The following is a 20,492-nucleotide window of genomic DNA, read 5'->3' as shown; positions in this document are numbered from 1 at the left end:
AAGACTAAAAAGGATTATTTTTACGCAAAATAACAAAATTATGAGTAAAGCAGATTGGAAAGTTGTCAAAGAATACGAAGATATCACTTATAAAAAATGTGGCGGTGTGGCGCGGATAGCCTTTAACCGTCCCAATGTACGCAATGCTTTTCGTCCGAAGACTGTCGGAGAGCTTTTCGAAGCCTTTCTGGATGCCCGTGAAGATACTTCCATTGGTGTGGTTTTGTTGTCTGCCGAAGGACCATCCACTAAAGACGGGGTGTATTCCTTTTGCAGCGGGGGAGACCAGAATGCCAGGGGACACCAGGGATACGTAGATGATTCCGGGATGCCGAGGCTGAACATACTGGAAGTGCAAAGACTCATTCGTTTTATGCCCAAAGTGGTTATTGCCGTAGTTCCCGGATGGGCTGTTGGCGGAGGGCACAGTCTCCATGTAGTTTGCGATCTTACCCTGGCCAGTAAGGAACATGCTATATTCAAGCAGACAGATGCCGATGTAACCAGTTTTGACGGTGGATACGGTTCGGCTTATCTCGCCAAGATGGTAGGCCAGAAGCGCGCCCGGGAGATCTTTTTCCTCGGAAGGAATTACTCCGCACAGGAAGCTTTCGATATGGGCATGGTAAATGCCGTTATACCACATGAAGAATTGGAGGACACGGCGTTCGAATGGGCACAGGAAATACTCGCCAAGTCACCGACTTCTATAAAAATGCTGAAATTTGCCTTTAACGCTACGGACGACGGTATGGTAGGCCAACAGGTTTTTGCCGGTGAAGCTACCAGGCTGGCTTATATGACAGATGAAGCCAAAGAAGGACGAAACGCCTTCCTGGAAAAGAGAAAACCGGATTTCAGCAATATCAAATGGATTCCGTAACGTTTCCCGAATAAGATTACCCTTACCGGAATTCCGTAGAGGGAATATTATTTTCCTGCTAATATATTTTACATGACAAAAACAAAGGCTTTTATAGTTGCGGCACGGCTCCGGACATTGCCGCTTTCGGTATCCGGAATTATTACGGGTACCGGTATTGCCGCTTCCTGTGGTTTTTTTAACTGGCAGATATGCGTACTCGCGCTCCTTACCACCATCGGCTTCCAGGTGCTTTCCAACTTTGCCAACGATTACGGAGATGGCGTAAAGGGGACGGACAATAAAGACCGTATAGGTCCGCAGCGCGCCTTGCAGAGTGGTGCAATAACCCCCGGGGAAATGAAAAAGGCGATGACCCTGACCATAATAATCACGCTTCTGGTGGCCACACTGCTTATTTATGTTGCTTTCGGAAAAGAAAACTTTCTGCTTTCCCTGATATTTTTCCTGTTGGGGATCGCTTCCATAATAGCGGCCATAAAGTATACGGTTGGGAAATCGGCATATGGTTACAACGGACTGGGAGACGTTTTTGTTTTCCTGTTTTTCGGGCTTCTCAGTGTAGCCGGAAGTTATTTTCTCTATGTGAAAAGCCTGGATTGGACTGTTTTTCTCCCGGCAGCTTCTATCGGTTTGCTCAGTGTCGGGGTACTGAATCTCAATAATATGCGCGATGAAAAAAGTGACGCCGCATCGGGAAAAAATACTTTGGTGGTCAAAATCGGGGGAAAACGGGCTAAAAAATATCATTATACCATTCTGATTACAGCATTACTGCTGTTTTTACTTTTTGCTCTCCTCCAAAGTTTTTATATTTATCAGTATATATTTCTTTTGGCATTTATCCCCGTATTAAAACATATAAAAACGGTAAAGGAGAATGCGGTGCCGAAAGAACTGGACCCGGAGTTGAAAAAACTGGCTATAAGTACGTTTTTGCTGTCACTTCTTTTTACTTTGGGACTTGTTCTATAAACAGAAGTAATCTCAATCCTATTAAACAAACAGAAAATGAAGATCACATATTACGGACACGCGAGTTTAGGAATAGAGGTAAACGATATTCATATTTTGGTAGACCCTTTTATCTCCGGAAATAAAAAAGCCGCATATATAGATATAAACCAGATAAAAGCGGATTATATCCTCGTTACACATGCGCACCAGGACCATACGCTGGATGTGGAGACCATAGCACAACAAACAGGAGCCATGGTTATTGCCAACTTCGAGGTAGCCAATCATTACGGAGACAAGGGGATAGACTTCCATCCGATGAACCACGGTGGTAGCTGGGATTTTGAATTCGGAAAAGTAAAATATGTCAATGCGATCCATACTTCTTCCTTCCCGGACGGTAGTTATGGCGGACAGCCCGGTGGGTTTATCATAGAGGGAGAACATAAAAATATTTACATCGCCGGAGACACAGCCCTTACCATGGACATGAAACTCATTCCCATGTATCTGAAACTCGACCTTGCTATTTTACCTATCGGGGATAATTTTACGATGGGTGTCGATGATGCCATCATAGCTTCCGATTTTGTGGAATGCGATAAGATTCTCGGCTATCACTTTGATACTTTCGGTTATATCGAAATAGATCATGAAGAAGCTAAACGAAAATTTTTTGATAAAGGAAAAGATCTGATGTTGCTTTCCATAGGGGAAAGTATAGAGCTTTAGAGTTATGAACAATAAATGAAAGCATCCTACCGGAAGTATATACTTCAGTTTAAAAGGCCCAGCGGGACTTCAAGGGGAATTCTGAATGAAAAGGAAACCTGGTTTATTTTATTGGAAGATAGCGGCAGAACAGGAATAGGGGAGTGTGGTATTCTCCGAAGCCTGAGTGCGGATGACAGGGAAGATTATGAAGAAAAGCTGAAATGGGCATGCGACAATGTGCATTTGGGAATAGATGATTTATACCGGGAACTGAAAGAATTTCCTTCTATCCAGTTCGGGCTGGAGCAGGCTTTTTTGTCCTTCCGATCGGAATCTCCGTTTCTTTTATACCCTTCCGCATTTACCAATAGTGAAGATTCCATATTTATAAATGGCCTGGTATGGATGGGGAGTAAAGATTTTATGCAGCAACAGATCCGGGAAAAAATTCAACAGGGATTTCGTTGCATTAAGATGAAGATCGGGGCTATAGATTTTGAAACCGAGCTGGAATTGCTTAAATCCGTACGCAGGGAATTTTCGTCTTCGGATATAGAGATAAGGGTCGATGCAAACGGAGCCTTTACTCCCGGCAATGCTTTGCAAAAACTCAACAGCTTATCCGAACTGGAATTACATTCCATAGAACAACCTATCCGGCCGGGACAATGGGAGGAAATGGCCGGTCTTTGTGCCAATACTTCTTTGCCGATAGCCCTGGATGAAGAGCTGATAGGTATTTTTGATCTTTCCGAAAAAAGAGATCTTTTAAAGACTATACAACCGCAATATGTAATTTTAAAACCGAGCCTTGTAGGAGGCTACCGGGGTAGTGAGGAGTGGATACAACTTGCCGAAGATTACAATGCCGGATGGTGGATTACAAGTGCTTTGGAAAGCAATATAGGCCTGAATGCTATTGCGCAGTGGACATACACCCTCCATAACACCATGCCCCAGGGACTGGGAACAGGAAGCCTCTATACAAACAACCTGGATAGTCCTCTGGAAGTAAACAACGGAACATTACAATACAATAAGGATAAGAACTGGGAAATTCAACTCTGAAAAATTAATATATGTATATAGAACAGGCATTTAAGGGAAAGCACGAATTATGGAGGTATATTCTCGGGGTTTTTGTGACTTTCGGGGGAAGTCAGGTTATAGGAAGTTTAGTATTAGGCGCGGCTATGGCTTATAAAGCGTTTACCGGAGGTAATGTAGGCCTGTCCAATCCTATGGATATTCTCACGATATACGACCCGAATATCATGCTCGTATTACTACTGGTTCCTTTCGCTTTAGGGCTGGGAGGGCTCTATCTCTGGATGAAACCGGTCCACGGATTGCCTTTTAAAGTATTGCATTCTGCCAGGCAGAAACTCGACTGGAAAAAAATATTCTTCTCTTTTGGCCTCTGGGGACTTATCAGCATTGTGTTCATATGGGTCGGATATTTCATTTCCCCCGAAGATTACCAATGGAATTTTAAATTGGTGCCTTTTGTTATCATGTGTATTATATCCATACTGCTGATACCATTGCAAACCAGTTTTGAAGAGTATATTTTCCGCGGATATTTAATGCAGGGGATAGGTGTATTTGCCAAAAACCGCTGGGTCCCTTTAGTAGCGACCTCCCTTATTTTCGGGTTCATGCATATTTTTAACCCGGAAATAGGGAAAATAGGATATGTGGCCCTGGTAGCTTATGTAGGTATAGGTTTTTTCCTGGGAATAATAACCCTTATGGATGAAGGGATTGAACTGGCGCTTGGCTTCCATGCCGCCAACAATCTCTTTATAGCGCTGTTTGTTACTGCCGACTGGACAGCTTTCCAGACGCATTCCGTATTAAAAGACCTGTCCGAACCTTCTGTAGGGTTTGAGATCTTCTTTCCCCTTATAGTGATTTATCCCGTATTAACACTCATTTTCGCCAGGAAATACGGCTGGAAGGGATGGAAGGATAAACTGTTTGGAAAAATAACGCCTCCGGCGCCGGAAGAATCCATACAAACTGAGATATAAATAGTAACTACAGATAAAAATCATGACAAACACACCCGTGTTGCCTGTAACATATAAGAACATTCACAATCGCTTTAAACTGAACGGCACCTATTTCAGCAGGGAGGATCTCAGTTTGGTGGCATATGATTTTATAAAAGAAGGAGAACCCTATCAAAAAGTTATCGGCAACTTTTTGCTGGATTGGCTGGACAACCGGGAAACTATTGCCGTTTATACTTCCGGTTCTACGGGGAAACCCAAGAAAATAGAATTAAGGAAACAGCATATGGTGAATTCGGCTATAGCCACGGGAGATTTTTTTGGAATTACAGTAGGAGATACCGCTTTATTGTGTTTACCGGCCGATTATATAGCCGGAAAGATGATGCTGGTGCGTGCTATGATCCTGGGATTGGAAATTGATATGGTTAAGCCATCGTCAAATCCGTTGGAAAGAACAAACAAAGAGTATGATTTTGTAGCTATGACCCCAATGCAGGTACAAAATTCTCTTTCCGGACTGGACCGTATTAAAACCCTGATCGTAGGAGGGGCCCCGATGTCCGTAGATTTAAAAAGAATGCTCGGAAAAACCACATGCGAAGTTTATGAAACCTACGGGATGACAGAAACCGTTACACATATCGCTGCGGGGAAAGTAAATCACCTGAATAACGGAGAACAGCCTTATTTTACCCTGTTACCAGGAGTCGGAATATCACTGGATGACAGAGGCTGTCTGGTGATAAACGCACCGGACATTTCGGATTTGACAATAACCACAAATGACCTGGTAGAACTGGTTTCCGAAAAAGAGTTCCGATGGTTGGGGAGATATGATAACCTAGTGAATTCCGGAGGAGTAAAACTGGTTCCGGAACAGATAGAGAAAAAAATAAAGAAAGTAATACCCGGACGGTTTTACCTGGCGGGAATTCCCGATGACGAACTCGGGGAAAAACTGGTTTTATTTGTGGAAGAGAAAACAAATCCTGGACTGGAAGCAAAAGAAATCCTCAGGAAAATATCCGGATTGGACTTATTGGATAAGTATGAAACCCCGAAAGAAGTCCGCCTGCTAAAAAACTTTAAAGAAACCAAAAGCGGAAAGGTACTAAGGCATAGAGATTTGTAATATGGCTTTCCCGTTAATGTGTAGATTATCCGTATTTGTGTTGTTTTGTACAAAATTCGGTTATATATTTGCACCGCTTTTAAGGAAAAGTAAAAATGGTCACGTAGCTCAGTTGGATAGAGCATCTGCCTTCTAAGCAGACGGTCCCAGGTTCGAATCCTGGCGTGATCACATAAGAGGTGCCAATACGGTGCCTCTTTTTGTTTTTGGGAATGTGCTTAATTCTTTTTTTTCGGATTCTCAATCTCAAAAAATTGGTATTTAAACTACTACTACGTTTTCAAATGCCGGAAGTACGTTCGTAATCTTACATTGGGTTTCCCAAAACAAAATCAATACCGTTTTTAATTTCATCTTTTCTTTTTCTAATTAGTTAATTGCTTCTAAAACTCGAAGCAGAGATCACTAATAATAGTAAAAAAAAACAAGGGTTTAAGTGATGATATTATCCGTATTTAGATTTATTAGTATGAATACAGGAAATATAATAATACCATGAATTTAACTCTTTTTAACGATTTTAGCGCTATTTATCTCCTTCATTGTTAATTAATAATCATTACAAGGTAATATTATGTTAAAATATGTTAATATAGTATTAATGACTCTATTATTTTAACAATATATTTACATCTGTGTATTAAAGACACTTAATTAATTTCCATCTCTCTTTGGATAGAAGATGTAAATCTTCAAAAAAATTATAAAGTGAATTCCGCGTGTTTTCACTTGGCTGACTAGTACCATAACCAATCTAAAACCAAAAGTATGACATGAAACAACTTTACAATTTATCAAAAACATTAGGAATGCTGATTTTACTGTTAAATCCTTTCTTCAGAGGGTTTGCGCAGGAAGAACCGATTACAGTAACCGGTCAGGTCATTTCCGGGGACGATCAGCAGCCGTTACCCGGAGTTACGGTTAAAGTAAAAGGAGTCACCAAGGGAACGACTACCGATTTTGACGGCAATTACGAATTAAGAATAGAACCGGAACAAAGCCTGGTCTTTTCCTATGTGGGTTTTAAGGCCGTGGAAATTCCTGTTAACGGAAGAACCATTGTGAACGTTATACTGCAGCAGGATCTACAGGAGTTGGATGAAACGGTGGTAGTGGGGTTCGGTACGCAAAAGAAAGCGAGCCTTGTAAGTTCCGTAACTACTATTAATCCCAAGGAACTCAAGGGCCCTACAAGTAACCTTACCACAATGATGGCCGGTAGAGTTTCCGGGATGATCGCTTATCAGCGGAGCGGAGAACCCGGAGCGGACAATTCCGATTTTTTTATTCGCGGACTGGGTTCCTTCGGTTCCGGTAAGGTAAATCCGTTGATCCTGATCGACGGGATAGAATCTTCTACCACGGATATGGCGCGCTTACAGCCGGACGATATTGATTCGTTTTCCGTACTAAAGGATGCCGCTGCTGCCGCTATATACGGGGCAAGAGGCGCCAACGGGGTAGTTCTGATCACCACCAAGTCCGGCGAAGCGGGTAAGGTCCGTTTTAAGTTCAGAGCGGAAAACAGGATTTCCTCCAATACGCGAAATTTCAGGTTTGCGGACAATATCACCTATATGAACCTGGCCAATGAAGCAGCATTGACCAGGGATCCGAATTCGGTATTGCCCTATACCCAGACCAAGATAGACCGTACCGCTGCAGGAGACGACCCCTTGTTGTATCCGAATAACAACTGGATAGACCAGTTGATCAAGGATTATACGGTTAATCAGGGATATAATCTCAGCGCGGCAGGTGGCGGAGAGCGGGCGCGATATTATGTAGCGGGAACCTATAATGTGGATAACGGGGTTCTGAAGGTGGATAACATCAATAATTTTAACAGCAACATTAAATTACGCAATTATTCCATCCGCTCCAATGTAGATGTTACCCTTACCGGTACTACAGAAGCTGCAGTAAGGCTCTACGGGCAATTCGACGATTATAACGGCCCGGCAGGGGGCGGGGGAGCTACATTTAGCCGCGCCATTTGGTCCAACCCGGTAAAATTCCCCGCGGTTTATCCTTCCGGGCTATTGCCCTACGTAGAACATCCTTTGTTCGGAGGGGCGGTAGCCGGGCAGGATGGTACGGGATTGCTTACGAATCCCTATGCTGAAATGGTCCGGGGGTACCAGGTATGGAAAAGGTCCAACATCCAGGCCCAGCTCGAACTAAAACAAGACCTGAATTCGATCACCGAAGGGCTTTCTGCCCGTGCCATGGGATACGTAAAGAGGATGTCCTATTTCCAGGTATCCCGGCAATATAATCCCTTTTATTATTCCTCCTCTTTAAATCCTATAGATAACAGCATTAATCTCAGGGTTCTCAATGACGGGGGAGCTAATTCCATAGGAACTCCCGGCAGCGAATACCTGGGATATGACGAAGGAGATAAAGAGATCGATTCGAGGATATACCTGGAAACTGCCATTAATTACAATCGAATATTCGGGGAAAAACACGCGGTATCGGGAATGCTTATCAATATAATTTCCAGCTATGAAACGGGTAATTCGGGTGATCTTCAGTCTTCTTTGGCCCACAGAAACCACGGCATTTCCGGGCGGTTTACATATAGTTATGACGATCGTTACCTGACCGAGTTCAATTTCGGATATAACGGTTCCGAACGCTTTGCCCAAAATCACCGGTACGGTTTTTTCCCTTCCTTCGGAATAGGATACCGTATATCCAATGAAAAGTTCTTTGAACCGCTGAAAAAGGTAGTCAATAACCTGAAATTAAGAGCGACTTATGGTTGGGTAGGAAACGATGCGATCGGGGACGATGAGGATCGTTTTTTCTATCTGTCCGATGTCAACCTTAATAATGCCTTATATGGGGCTAGCTTCGGAGAGACATTTAATTATTACAGGCCCGGGGTCTCCATTTCCAGGTATGCAAATACCCTGATCAGTTGGGAAAAGTCGGAGCAGATCAACATCGGTATGGATATCAATATGTTCAATAATTCCCTGGAAATTATCGTAGATGCCTTCCGGCAACGGAGGAGCAATATTTTACAGCAACGTTCCAATCTCGGTTCTACCATGGGATTGATGGTTATCCCCTCGGCCAATTTCGGGAAAGCGGAAAGCCAGGGAGTAGATGTATCCCTCAACTATAACAAGCAATTATCCCAGAACTGGTGGACCAGCCTGCGGGGCAATTTAACTTATGCCACCAGTAAAATAATAAAGTTTGACGAGAATATTTATCCCGAGAATATGCAATACCGCTACAGAAAAGGACAGTCCATATCCCGTCAATTCGGGTTTATAGCGGAACGGTTGTTTGTGGATGACGAAGAAGTTGCCAATTCACCTTCGCAGTTCGGCACCTATATGGGAGGAGATATCAAGTACAGGGACATGAACGGGGACGGGATGATCACTGCCAATGATATGGTTCCTATAGGGTATCCCACTACCCCGGAGATCGTTTACGGTTTTGGCGGCACTGTCGGTTTTAAGGATTTTGATTTCAGTGCTTTTTTCCAGGGAGTTGCCCGGACATCGTTCTTTATCCACTCGGGAAATATTTCTCCCTTTGTGCTGAATTATGATAATGATACCAACACCTATGCACAAAATGGCCTGTTGGGGGTAATTGCAGACAGTCACTGGTCTGAGGAAAACCGGGATGTATACGCATTCTGGCCGAGACTGAGCGATACTTTTATCGAGAATAATAATCGAACGTCAACCTGGTGGATGCGAAACGGGGCCTTCCTGCGGCTTAAAAATGTGGAGATCGGGTATAATGCCCCCGGTAAACTCCTGGATAAATACGGGATAAAAGGCTTCAGGGTTTACCTGAGCGGAACCAATCTTGCATTATGGAGCAAATTTAAGATGTGGGACCCGGAAATGGGAGGCAGTGGCCTGGGATACCCTATACAATCGGTCTATAACTTAGGGATATTACTCGATTTGTAATAGATGGCTTGCGCATAAAATAAACCATAAAATGAAATCATGAATATCAAATTATATAACCAGTCATATAAGAAATTAATGTGGGTGTCATTGGTCGCTCTATGCTGTGCCATACCATCCTGTAGTGATGATTTTCTGGATGTAGTTCCCGATAATGTATCCACTATCGAACACGCGTTTAAACTTAGGAACGAAGCGGAAAAATATTTGTTCACCTGTTATTCCTACCTTCCCAGGGACGGAGATGTGCACTACAATATAGGCATGCTCGCCGGCGATGAAATATGGATACCATACCAGAAACGGATCACCAGTCATGCCTTTGAAATTGCAAGGGGAAATCAGAGAAGATCAGACCCTTATATGAATGCCTGGCAAGGCAATTACCACGGAGGTGGGCCGGATGACCTTTACGGCCTGTATAAGGCGATACGGCACTGTAATATTTTTTTGGAAAATGTACGGAATACCGATAATGTTCCCGACCTGCGGGATGATGAGAGGAAACGATGGCTGGGAGAAGTCGAATTTCTCAAGGCATACTATCACTTTTATTTGCTCCGGATGTACGGACCGATACCCATTATCGATGAAAATCTCCCTATAGATGCAGCAGAAGAAGAAGTGAATGTAAAAAGACAACCGGTAGACGAATGTGTGGATTATATAGCTGCTCTGCTGGACAGTGCAGCCGAAAAACTTCCGGAAAGCATCACAGACCGCAATCTTGAACTGGGGCGCATCACCAAACCCATTGCTCTGGGTATAAAAGCAAAATTATTATTAATGGCAGCCAGCCCCCTGTTTAACGGGAATCCTGATTTTTCGGGTTTTACGGATAATGACGGTACCCCTTTATTTAATCCTGGCGTAGACGAAACAAAATGGCAAAGAGCGGCAGATGCAGCCCTGGAAGCCATTCGGTCTGCCGAAGGGGCCGGGCACAGTCTCTACAAATTTCCCGGATCATCGTTTTCACTTTCCGATACGACCATGACCCAGATGAGTATACGGCAGGCCATATGTGAGCGCTGGAACCCCGAACATATCTGGGCTAATTCCAATAGCCTCACCGGAAGTTTACAACTCTTTAGTATGGCTCCCCTGCATGTAGAGCACAATCATAACAATGCCACCAAAATACTTTCCCCTCCCTTAAAGATGGCAAGGTTGTTCTATACCCATAACGGGGTACCCGTAAACGAAGATAAAACGCTGGACTTTACAGAGGAAAAAAATCTTCGGGTAGCGACACATGACGAAAGGTTTTATATCGAGGAAGGTTTTGAAACAGCCAGACTGAATTTCGACCGGGAACCCCGATTTTATGCCTCTTTGTGTTTTGACGGGGGAACCTGGTACAAATATGACAGTCCTTCCAATTCCGATGAAGGCACATGGGTGTTGAGAGCGAAATATACCGATTATGGAGGGAGTAGTCACGCCTTTAATTTCAATGAAACGGGGTACTACATCAAGAAACTGGTAGACTGGAACCAATCGACGAGCGAATCGGGGGTTTCCTATAAGACATATGCATGGCCACAGTTGCGCCTTGCAGAGGTCTACCTGATGTATGCCGAAGCCCTGAACGAAACAAGCGGCCCTTCCCCGGCAGTCTATGAATATCTCGATAAGATCCGGGAAAGAGCAGGACTTGAAGGAATAGTAGAGTCCTGGGAAAATTATTCGGTAAACCCCTCCAAGTATGCTTCTAAAGAGGGACTCAGGGAGATCATACACCACGAACGCCTCATCGAACTCGCTTTTGAAGGACACCGTTTCTGGGACCTTCGTCGGTGGAAAAAAGCGGTAGAGACGCTGAACGCACCCATAACAGGATGGAATATAAAGGGAGAAGACTCCAATTCCTACTACCAGGTTCGGACCATTTACCAGCAGCAATTCATCGCTCCCCGCGATTATTTCTGGCCGATAGGGGAAAATGCCATTATACAGAACCCCAACCTGGTGCAAAATCCCGGATGGTAAAGATGTCCAATCATAAAACACACAGACAATGAAAAAGTTAATAAAAAATGGTTTGGCAACGGGTATATTCAAGATGTCCCTTCTCATCATCACCGGGAGTTTTACCGTTGCCTGCAGCGACTCCGACACCCAGGAACCCCTGGAAAATAACCCGGAGGCCCCGGGAGTAGTACACAATATTAAGGTGGAAAACCAGCGGGGAAAGGCCCGGATCACTTATGCGCTTCCTGACGACCGGGACCTGTTATATGTCAAGGCAAAGTACACACTGCCTACAGGAAGGGAGATGGAAACCAAGGCTTCCTATTACGAAAATGCCCTTATCGTGGAAGGTTTTGCCGATACCCTGGAGCACGAGGTGAAATTATATGCCGTAAACCGTAGTGAAGTGGAATCGGAACCCGTTACTGCAATCGTAAAACCGTTGGAAGCACCCCTGTGGGATGTGTACAGGAGCCTCCATGTAGGAGCGGCTTTCGGAGGGGTATATGTCAATGCGGAGAATCCGTACAGGAGCGATGTGGCTGTCCTTATTATGCAGAAGAACGAAAATGACGATTGGGAGATCCATCCTAATAGCATCTATACCTCTACCGATAATATTTCACATTCCGTACGCGGAATGGACACCTTAAAACAGGACTTTGCCTTTACGGTAAGAGACCGGTGGCTCAATTATTCGGATACTTTATACACCAGTATATCTCCCCTGTATGAAACGGCCATTCCCAAGTCCGGGTACAATGGAATGCACCTTCCCGGGGATGCTCCAAGGCATGCCTCTACACCGATGACCGGGATGTGGGATGGCAATATTATGCACTGGCCAGGAATATATATGACCCAGGCAGTCCATCCCGGCGAACATGTTATAACCTTCGATGTAGGGCAATTGGCCAAGCTGAGCCGTATTGTTATATGGGACTATCCCGAGTATTACAACGGGCGTACCTATTATTACCTGCATTGTATGTACCGGTTTGAAGTATGGGGGTCAGACGATCCTCCTGCCGATGGTAGTTTTAACAACTGGCACCTGCTGGGCACCTACCAGGAAGTAAAACCTTCGGGACTTCCCTACGGTGAACAGAACGACGAAGATTATCGTCTCGCCAATGAAGGCTTCAGCTGGGAATTTGATATCAATGTCCCCAAAGTAAGGTATCTGAGGATCAAGTGTCTCAGAAACTGGGGAGGAAGTACAAACCTCGCCATCGGAGAAGTTCAGGTATATGGCGACCCGAGGTAAAAAAAGAAACAAAACATAAAAATAAAATAATGAATAGGAATAATATAAAAACAGGCTTATACGGAATTGTCCTTTGCTTTTTTGCCGTATTGTCATGTTCCGAGATGGACGATTACAAAGAATATGTCCGCGACGGGGAAATTTCATATACCGGTAAGATAGATTCCCTGAAAATATATTCCGGAAGGAACAGGGTACGTGTAGAAGGGCTGTTCAAAGCGGACCCGAAGATCACCGAGTGCCGTATTTACTGGAATGACCGGGCAGATTCCCTGGTGATTCCGGTAACGAAAACAGCAAATCTGGACACGCTTCGTACACTTATAGAAGGACTGGACGAGAACATCTACAATTTTGAGATAAGAACATACGATCAGCTAGGCAACAGTTCGGTGCCGGTATATGCGACAGGAACCGCTTACGGACAGCGTTACCAGGCTTCTCTGATTAACAGGCCCGTAAATAAGAGCGATTTATACGCAGGAGATCTTACTGCTACCGTAGCGTATGCCGGTATGGACCTTACCAGTGGTGTTTTCGCTACGGAAATAATATTCATGGACGGAAATGACGGGGAACACATATTAAGAGTTCCCATAGACAGCACCGGGGTGGAAATAGAAAATTATAAGATCGGCACCGAATATCAGTATCGCACCCTTTTTCTCCCCGATTCTACGAGTATAGATACATTTTATACCGATTATACTTCCATCGATCCCAATATAGTTTACCTGAAAAATTACGAGGCTCCTTTTGAAAGAGAATCTTTTTCGGGAAGATGGGGAATCCTGGCAAACTGGATTACCAATGATGCGGCCAAAAGTCATAATGGCTACGGAGGTACGGACACCAATACCGGTACGGCCTATTTTAACCTCGAATCGGGCTGGGGAACCCCCGAAATAGTGAACGGGAAGGTATACCAAACCGTTACGCTTTCTCCCGGAACGTATACATTTAAAGCCAACCTGAGACAGTCAGGCGGTGCAAACGACACCTGGAATGTAGGCCAGGGCGACCAGGCCTACCTGGTAGTAAGCGAAGGAGACGATCTTCCGGATGTCGATGTCATAGAAACTTCTTCTGCTACCCTGGGGCATGTCCGGGTTCTGCGTGATAACGACCCGGATGGCTTTAAGGTGGAATTTACAATCACGGAAGAAAAACAAGTTTCCGTAGGCTACGCTACAACACAGCCAGGGGGCAACGTAAATGAACAATACCCGGGAACAGCGAACGGAAGACATTGCAATATACGTTCCTTTGAATTTTATAAAATGGATTAAACATGGATGTTCTGAAAAAATCAGCTTACTTTATTCTATTGTTTTGTTCGCTTTCGGCCTGTACGGATGACGATAAACAGGAGGAAACTGACTTGGGTGAGACCCCGGATGTACAGGCCGAAATTCCGGTATTAAAAACACTGGAGATAAGCAACGTAACCCTGAGCACGGCGACAGTAAAGGGAAGCGTTACAAACAACGGCGGGGCATCGGTTACCCGAAGGGGAATATGCTGGGACAGGACCGGAACCCCAACCGTGGATGTGGCATCCGCCGAGGCAGTGTCGGTACGGGCCTCCGGGGAGTTCTCGGCAAACCTGAACAACCTGGAAGAAAACAAGGAATACTATGTCCGGGCCTTTGCTGTCAATAATGCCGGGACAGGATATGGAGAAACCCTGAGTTTTGTTACCGGGAAAAACCAGGAACCCGTACAGCCCATTGTTTTTCTGGACTCTACCTCTTTTGAAAGTCCTGAAAAGTTTACGGAGCATTGGAATATGTTTTACCCCTGGGGGACGGACCACAACGGTTCCGCCCGTATGTATGAAGACCAGGTGACCCTGGAACCGGACGGAGTTTTACGGATGGAGGCAAACCGTGTCTATGAGGATGAAGGGAACAGTACGGCGGACCCGTGGTTGAAAATACGGTACCATTCCGGCGCCATTCATTTCAAGGAGCATATTGTCGTAAACGATTCTCTGCCCTCCTGGGAAATAAGCGGGGATTTTCAGGTGCCTACAATGGTAGGTTCCTGGCCGGCTTTCTGGATTACAGGCGCCTGGAGCTGGCCACCCGAGATAGACATTATGGAGTTTAAAGGAAATAATACTAACTGGCAAAATACGGTTACCGGTCCCGATTGGCAGAACACCTCCTGGCAAACGACTAAGACCACGGTGTCCGATGCAGGAGGATGGCATAACTATAAACTGATTATGAATAAGATCTCCGCCACAGATGTGGATATAGAGCTGTTTATAGATAATGATCATAAAGCTACACATACTGCGGACTTTGTAGGCAAACCGTTCTGGTTGATAATCAATATGCAGATGGAAGGGGCCAGTGGCAGTCCCGGCCCCGAACATGCCGGATACAGGGCCCGGAACATTTATGTAGCCGCCACACCTGCTACAATGCCTTGAAAATAATACTATTGAGATTTCCTTAAATCATATATTAATTATTTAACCTAAATCTTTACGCATGAAAAACACAAACAAATTTTGCGCAATCTTTCTCGCTTTTGCACTGGCATGCAGCGAGGATAATCAAACCTTAGAAGCGGTTGATAATAAGTCAGCCGAAAATATCCCGGGAGAAGTTCCGGAGCTTCAGACCTCGGAAATTAACAATATTACCATAACCACGGCAATAGTCCGGGGAACCATTCTCAAAGACGGGAGTTCCCCCGTAACCGAAAGAGGGGTGTGCTGGGGTGTGGAAAGCTCTCCCGTGAAAGAAGGCCGGAGTGCGGAAGCCTCATCGGTGAAGGCCGGAGGCGAATTTACGGTAAATATCGGGGAACTGCAGGACAATACCACCTACTATGTTCGCGCCTATGCCGTCAACAGTACGGGTACAGCCTATGGGGAAGAGCGTTCGTTTATGACCCAGACCGCAGACCTCCCTGTTGTCCTTACGGAACAACGCCATGTTACGGGAGCGGAAACAGTTTTTGTACGAGCAGAAGTTATTTCCGACAACGGGTTTGCAGTGACCGAAAGAGGAGTGTGCTGGAGTGAAAACCCCGATGCTACCGTCGAAGACGAAAAAATCTCCGCAGGGGAAGGACTCGGAAGTTTTATGAGCCGGGTAAATGACCTGGACCCGGATACGATTTATTACCTGAGGTCATATGCAACCAATTCCAAGGGAACAGCTTACGGAGATGAAATAGAGGTACGGACCATACCACGGGGTAACGTAACCTACACGTTTCACAAGGAATCTGACCCCTCGGGAGAATTGCTCGAACACTACCAGAGGATAGAGGCTGCTATGGAAAGCGCGGTGGATTACTACAATAATTTCACCTCCATACAAAAAGTACTCAATGTATATTACAATCCGGGAGTCCCTACGGCCGACGGGCATATAAACGGTACCATCCGTATAGGTTCCAACGCCGGATATCAGAGAACCGGAACAGCCATGCATGAGATAATGCACACCGTAGGAGTAGGACAGCATTGGAAATGGAACGAACTTATTTCCGGAGGAATATACCAGGGAGAAAGAGCTACCGAAATACTGCGGTTTATGGAAGGGGACGAAGATACGGTTGTAAAAGGAGATGGCCTGCATTTCTGGCCATATGGCATTAACGGCGCTCATGAAGACACGGGAAATGATATGCTCTATACAACCCATGCCCTGATTTTACAGGGAATGAAGAAAGACGGGTTACCGAGTAATTAATTAAGAGTTCTTCACAAGATAAAAGCTTCCTGTTTCCGGGAAGCTTTTCTTGGTTTTATATAATGGGTGGATATGGATGATTTTGGTGTTTTAAGCATCCTGCCAGCTTAGATAATATATTTAGCAATCGGCAATCGCCTTACCCGCTTTCCGCAGGCGTGATAAACGGCGTTGACCATAGCTGCGGCGGCAGGGCCCTGTGCAGCTTCCCCGGCGCCCAGTGGCGGTGCATCCGGACGGTCTATAATGGTAACGTCAACCTCCGGGACTTCATTAAAGCGAAAAATAGGGTAGGAGTTCCAGTCCCTGCTGGTGATCTGTTCCGTATTAAAGGTCACTTCCTCTTTCAGGGTCCAGCTTGCCGATTGTATCATACCGCCTTCCGTCTGGTTTTTCAGTCCGTCCGGGTTAATGGTTTCTCCCGCATCGATAACGCTCCACATTTTTTGCAGGACTACCCGGTTATCTTTATCCACGGCAACCCTGGCAGCCACCGCGCAATAAGCGGCAGTATTCTTATAGCGGGAAAAAGCAATACCCATGCCCGTACCTTCCGGGTGGGTTTCTGCCGAAGTCCGTTCCCGGAGTTTTTGCAAGACATCGCGGGCACGGGGATCGTCCAGGTGCATCAGGCGGAATTCATACGGGTCTTTCCCGGCATGGCCGGCAAGTTCATCCATAAAACACTCTATGGCGAACAAGTTGGCATAGGCGCCTAATGCCCGTAAAGCCGATACACGAAGCGGTCCCTTAAAAAAATGCGCATGTATCTTCTGGTTGGGGATCTGGTAATACGGTTCCGCATTCCGGTACCCGCCGCCGACAAAACCCGGGGAGTTGTCCGTCAAGTTTTTTTTAAGGTACCATGCTGGCAATAGTCTTCCGGGGTTACCTCCGGGCCGGGTACTGTGCGTATCAGACCACAGGTCGTATTCCCAGTGAGTAATACGTCCCTCCGTACTCAGCAGGGCCTTGTTTTCCAGTATCATGGCGCTGCCATAAGGTTCCCAGGCGTGTTCTTCCTGCCGGGACCATTGCAGCCGGATGTGTTTGCCGGGATACGCGCGGGCGAGAAGCGCCACATCCGCGGCCACATCGTCCGCCCCGTTATGGCCGTAACACCCTGCTCCCGGCACACCCTGTACATGAATGTTTTCCTGCGGCATATTCATCAGGCCGCTAAGCGTTTCCCGTAGCGGGAATACGCCCTGGCTGTGTGTCCATATGAATAATTGATCTTCTTTATAAAGCCCCAGGGCACAGGATGGCCCTATGGCGCCGTGCATAATATACGGTTTAAAGTAAGAAGCCGATATCCATTCCTTTTCCGCAGTATCCCCGGCAAAATTTCCCTTGTTCACCACGGTTTCATCTTCGGTAGGGAGAGATTTCAGGTATTCCGGTAATTTTTTATCCGCTATTTCCGGCAGGGGTTCAGATATTGTCCACCTGGCATTTTGCTGCAAATATTCCTGGGCCTTGATTACCGTGTATTCATCCCGGGAAAGAACAGCAAGGAAACTGCCGTCCCTTACGATTTTCAACAACTTCGGAAATTCTTTCCCCGTCGCCTCCTCATCTATCGATTTGAGTTTTGCCTTATACGACGGCGGACGCACCACACGGGCATGTACCATGGCCGGAAAGCGCATATTATGTACAAATACAGGCTGCGCCGTGGCCATAAAGTAAATATCCTTACGGGCTACGGGCTTGCCTATAACACGACGTTCCTTACGGGGTTTTAGCTGTACGGGCAGCCGTACCACGTCTTCAATCTGCCGCCCGTCCAGTACCTCGCTGAAAGATATACCCGTACTGTTTTTATCCGTCCCTATGCGGCCATCGGAGATCCAAAGATCGGCTATGGAGGCGTTCAGGCGAGGAGCGGCGAGTTCCAGTATCTTTTGCCTGGCATAAGCTGCCGCATAACGGACGGACATGGCGCTGCCTTCTATAGAACCACTGCCGGAAGTATAGCCCTCGTTAGGAGTACGGTCCGTATCTGCAATAACCACCTGTACCTTATCCATCTCCATGTACAACTCTTCCGCAGCTACCTGTGCCACTGCCGTACGAATACCCTGGCCTATTTCTATTTTTCCGGTGAATACCCGCAGGCTACCGTCCGGTAGTATCTCAAGCCAGGCATTTACCGAAGCATGGCGGCGAAGTCCGCGGGGAAGTTCCTGTACCGGGGAAAGTACATCCGGAAATGCGGAAACCGCCCCCAGGGTAAAACCAATGGTCAGGCAACCGGTGGTTTTGATAAAGTTTCTTCGGGTCTGTACGGTCATAATAGTAGTGTTTTTTTAGTTCACGGATTTTGTAGTTTCGGAGTCCGGAAGTATGGAGCAGCGTAACGGAACGGAGGTCCGTCCTCTTTATAATTCCGTTTTTTTGATAGCCCGTATCATCCTGGCCTGCACACCGCAGCGGCAAAGTACTCTTTGCATACCGCTCCGTATTTCCTCGTCATTCGGCTTCGGATTGTTCCGCAACAAGGCCACTGCAGCTATGATAGCGCCATTCAGGCAATAACCGCATTGTGCTGCCTGTTCCTCAGCAAAAGCTTTCTGAACGGGGTGAAGGGAATTCGTATCCGGGTCAAGGCCTTCCAGCGTGGTGATCTCCGCTTCCGTAACCGCCTGCACCGGTATGCTGCAACTGGGCACGGCATTGCCGTCCATCAGCACCATACACGCCCCGCACTGCGCCAGTCCGCAACCAAACCTGGGACCGTTGAGTTCCAGGATGTCCCGCAACACGTACAGTAGCGGTGTGGCAGGATCGGCCTCGACAATATGGGCCTTACGGTTGACGGATATTCGGAATGTAGCTGTATTCATGGGTAGTGTTTTGATAACAAGAGAACTACATGTTTGTCTCTTTTCCTATAAATATAAAGAAAAGTTGATGAGCAGTAAAACAGACGTGTTTTTTTAACAGGGTTTTACAGCCGTTTAAATCCTCTTATAAGCCGTGCAGGAAACCGCAAAACCCGATTAAAAAAGAGCGCATTCTATTTGTACCCCACGAAAAAAAATAGCTACCTTTCGTAAAAAATACAATGATACACTCAAGGGAACTCCAGGAAACCGAATACCATTCTTATTACAGCAACTACATCCTCGCCCTGGATGAGACGGAACTGCTTGGCGCATTCAAAAGTACCGAAGCGGAGCTGCTCGATTTTATCCGCGATCTGCCCGAAGACAGGCTGTTGTACCGTTATGCCGAAGGAAAATGGACCGTGGCCGAAGTGCTGCAACACATTATAGATACGGAACGGATATTGGCTTACAGGGCCCTGTGCTTTGCCCGCAACGACAAAACCGATCTCCCCGGATTTGAGCAGGACGATTACGTACCGTACTCCAACGCCCACAACCGGACCAAAGAAGAACTGAAGGTCGATATGAAAGCAACCCGGCTGAATTCGGTATCACTTTTTCACACCTTTACCAATGAAATGCTGATGCGCTCCGGTACCGTAAGCGGTAACCAATTGTCTGTACGTGCTCTTGGCTTTATCATCTCCGGACACTTAAAGCACCACCTGAGAATACTAAACGAGCGGTATTTATAGTTGGTCAGTTAGTGAATTGGAGAGTTTGGAGGAGTATATACTAATATAGCCCACCCAGAGATAGATAATAAAGATTTATCAACGTATCCATATCTTTAAATTCCCCCCCGGGAGAAATACACCATATAGAAGATAAAAAGTCTCTCCCCTCCAGGGGAGATGCCGCAGGCAGAAGGGTGTCCTTCTTCCCTCAACCCAACAAAATCCCCCATTCACTCCCCCCATCTCCCGGGACTACATATTTTTTTGTTAGGTTTTGTTATTCATGTAAGATTTTTTGTTAGTTTTA

General features: G+C 45.9%; 15 protein-coding genes and 1 tRNA gene. 14 read left to right on the top strand and 2 right to left on the bottom strand.

Going from position 1 to position 20,492, the window contains the following annotated elements:
- Positions 1 to 40: 40 nt before the first annotated feature.
- The 13 genes from ACVBDU_RS04520 (at position 41) to ACVBDU_RS04460 (ending at position 16,614) form a co-directional block, all read left to right on the top strand.
- On the top strand, positions 41 to 883 hold the full coding sequence (locus tag ACVBDU_RS04520; protein ID WP_447175274.1) for a 1,4-dihydroxy-2-naphthoyl-CoA synthase: 843 nt from the start codon (positions 41 to 43) through the stop codon (positions 881 to 883).
- Between the two features lie 72 nt (positions 884 to 955).
- Positions 956 to 1,858 (top strand): 1,4-dihydroxy-2-naphthoate polyprenyltransferase, encoded by a 903-nt coding sequence (locus tag ACVBDU_RS04515; protein ID WP_447178579.1) that lies wholly within the window; start codon positions 956 to 958, stop codon positions 1,856 to 1,858.
- Between the two features lie 36 nt (positions 1,859 to 1,894).
- The gene (locus ACVBDU_RS04510) at positions 1,895 to 2,572 is read left to right on the top strand and encodes a metal-dependent hydrolase (protein WP_447178578.1); all 678 of its coding nucleotides are present in this window, start codon (positions 1,895 to 1,897) and stop codon (positions 2,570 to 2,572) included.
- A 15-nt stretch (positions 2,573 to 2,587) separates the two neighbouring features.
- A complete protein-coding gene (locus ACVBDU_RS04505; RefSeq protein WP_447178577.1) occupies positions 2,588 to 3,622 on the top strand; it encodes an o-succinylbenzoate synthase in 1,035 nt (344 codons plus the stop codon).
- Between the two features lie 11 nt (positions 3,623 to 3,633).
- Positions 3,634 to 4,587 (top strand): CPBP family intramembrane glutamic endopeptidase, encoded by a 954-nt coding sequence (locus ACVBDU_RS04500; protein ID WP_447178576.1) that lies wholly within the window; start codon positions 3,634 to 3,636, stop codon positions 4,585 to 4,587.
- A gap of 22 nt (positions 4,588 to 4,609) precedes the next feature.
- Entirely contained in the window at positions 4,610 to 5,704 is a 1,095-nt protein-coding gene (locus tag ACVBDU_RS04495; protein ID WP_447178575.1) for an AMP-binding protein, read from the top strand.
- 97 nt (positions 5,705 to 5,801) lie between these two features.
- Positions 5,802 to 5,875, top strand: a tRNA-Arg gene (locus tag ACVBDU_RS04490).
- A 638-nt stretch (positions 5,876 to 6,513) separates the two neighbouring features.
- The gene (locus tag ACVBDU_RS04485; protein WP_447178574.1) at positions 6,514 to 9,657 is read left to right on the top strand and encodes a SusC/RagA family TonB-linked outer membrane protein; all 3,144 of its coding nucleotides are present in this window, start codon (positions 6,514 to 6,516) and stop codon (positions 9,655 to 9,657) included.
- A gap of 39 nt (positions 9,658 to 9,696) precedes the next feature.
- Positions 9,697 to 11,649: a RagB/SusD family nutrient uptake outer membrane protein gene (locus ACVBDU_RS04480; RefSeq protein ID WP_447178573.1), complete on the top strand. Its 1,953-nt coding sequence runs from the start codon at positions 9,697 to 9,699 to the stop codon at positions 11,647 to 11,649.
- 28 nt (positions 11,650 to 11,677) lie between these two features.
- Positions 11,678 to 12,898 (top strand): DUF5000 domain-containing lipoprotein, encoded by a 1,221-nt coding sequence (locus ACVBDU_RS04475; RefSeq protein WP_447178572.1) that lies wholly within the window; start codon positions 11,678 to 11,680, stop codon positions 12,896 to 12,898.
- Positions 12,899 to 12,927: 29 nt separating this feature from the next.
- The gene (locus ACVBDU_RS04470) at positions 12,928 to 14,187 is read left to right on the top strand and encodes a DUF4998 domain-containing protein (protein ID WP_447178571.1); all 1,260 of its coding nucleotides are present in this window, start codon (positions 12,928 to 12,930) and stop codon (positions 14,185 to 14,187) included.
- Between the two features lie 2 nt (positions 14,188 to 14,189).
- Positions 14,190 to 15,338, top strand: a complete 1,149-nt coding sequence (locus ACVBDU_RS04465) for a hypothetical protein (RefSeq protein WP_447178570.1) — start codon at positions 14,190 to 14,192, stop codon at positions 15,336 to 15,338.
- Positions 15,339 to 15,399: 61 nt separating this feature from the next.
- The gene (locus ACVBDU_RS04460; protein WP_447178569.1) at positions 15,400 to 16,614 is read left to right on the top strand and encodes a hypothetical protein; all 1,215 of its coding nucleotides are present in this window, start codon (positions 15,400 to 15,402) and stop codon (positions 16,612 to 16,614) included.
- A 107-nt stretch (positions 16,615 to 16,721) separates the two neighbouring features.
- Here the strand turns inward: ACVBDU_RS04460 and ACVBDU_RS04455 are convergent, their stop codons facing one another.
- Entirely contained in the window at positions 16,722 to 18,911 is a 2,190-nt protein-coding gene (locus tag ACVBDU_RS04455; protein WP_447178568.1) for a xanthine dehydrogenase family protein molybdopterin-binding subunit, read from the bottom strand.
- Between the two features lie 87 nt (positions 18,912 to 18,998).
- Positions 18,999 to 19,463 carry a (2Fe-2S)-binding protein gene (locus ACVBDU_RS04450; RefSeq protein WP_447178567.1) on the bottom strand — a complete coding sequence of 155 codons (465 nt, stop codon included), beginning with the start codon at positions 19,461 to 19,463 and terminating at the stop codon, positions 18,999 to 19,001.
- Between the two features lie 221 nt (positions 19,464 to 19,684).
- Here ACVBDU_RS04450 and ACVBDU_RS04445 point away from each other — a divergent pair, with 221 nt between their 5' ends.
- Positions 19,685 to 20,203 (top strand): DinB family protein, encoded by a 519-nt coding sequence (locus ACVBDU_RS04445; RefSeq protein ID WP_447178566.1) that lies wholly within the window; start codon positions 19,685 to 19,687, stop codon positions 20,201 to 20,203.
- Positions 20,204 to 20,492: the final 289 nt, after the last annotated feature.

The organism is Sinomicrobium endophyticum, from assembly GCF_052983315.1.
The sequence above is the reverse complement of the archived record's forward strand: the minus strand, read 5'-3'. Positions and strand labels throughout refer to the sequence as shown.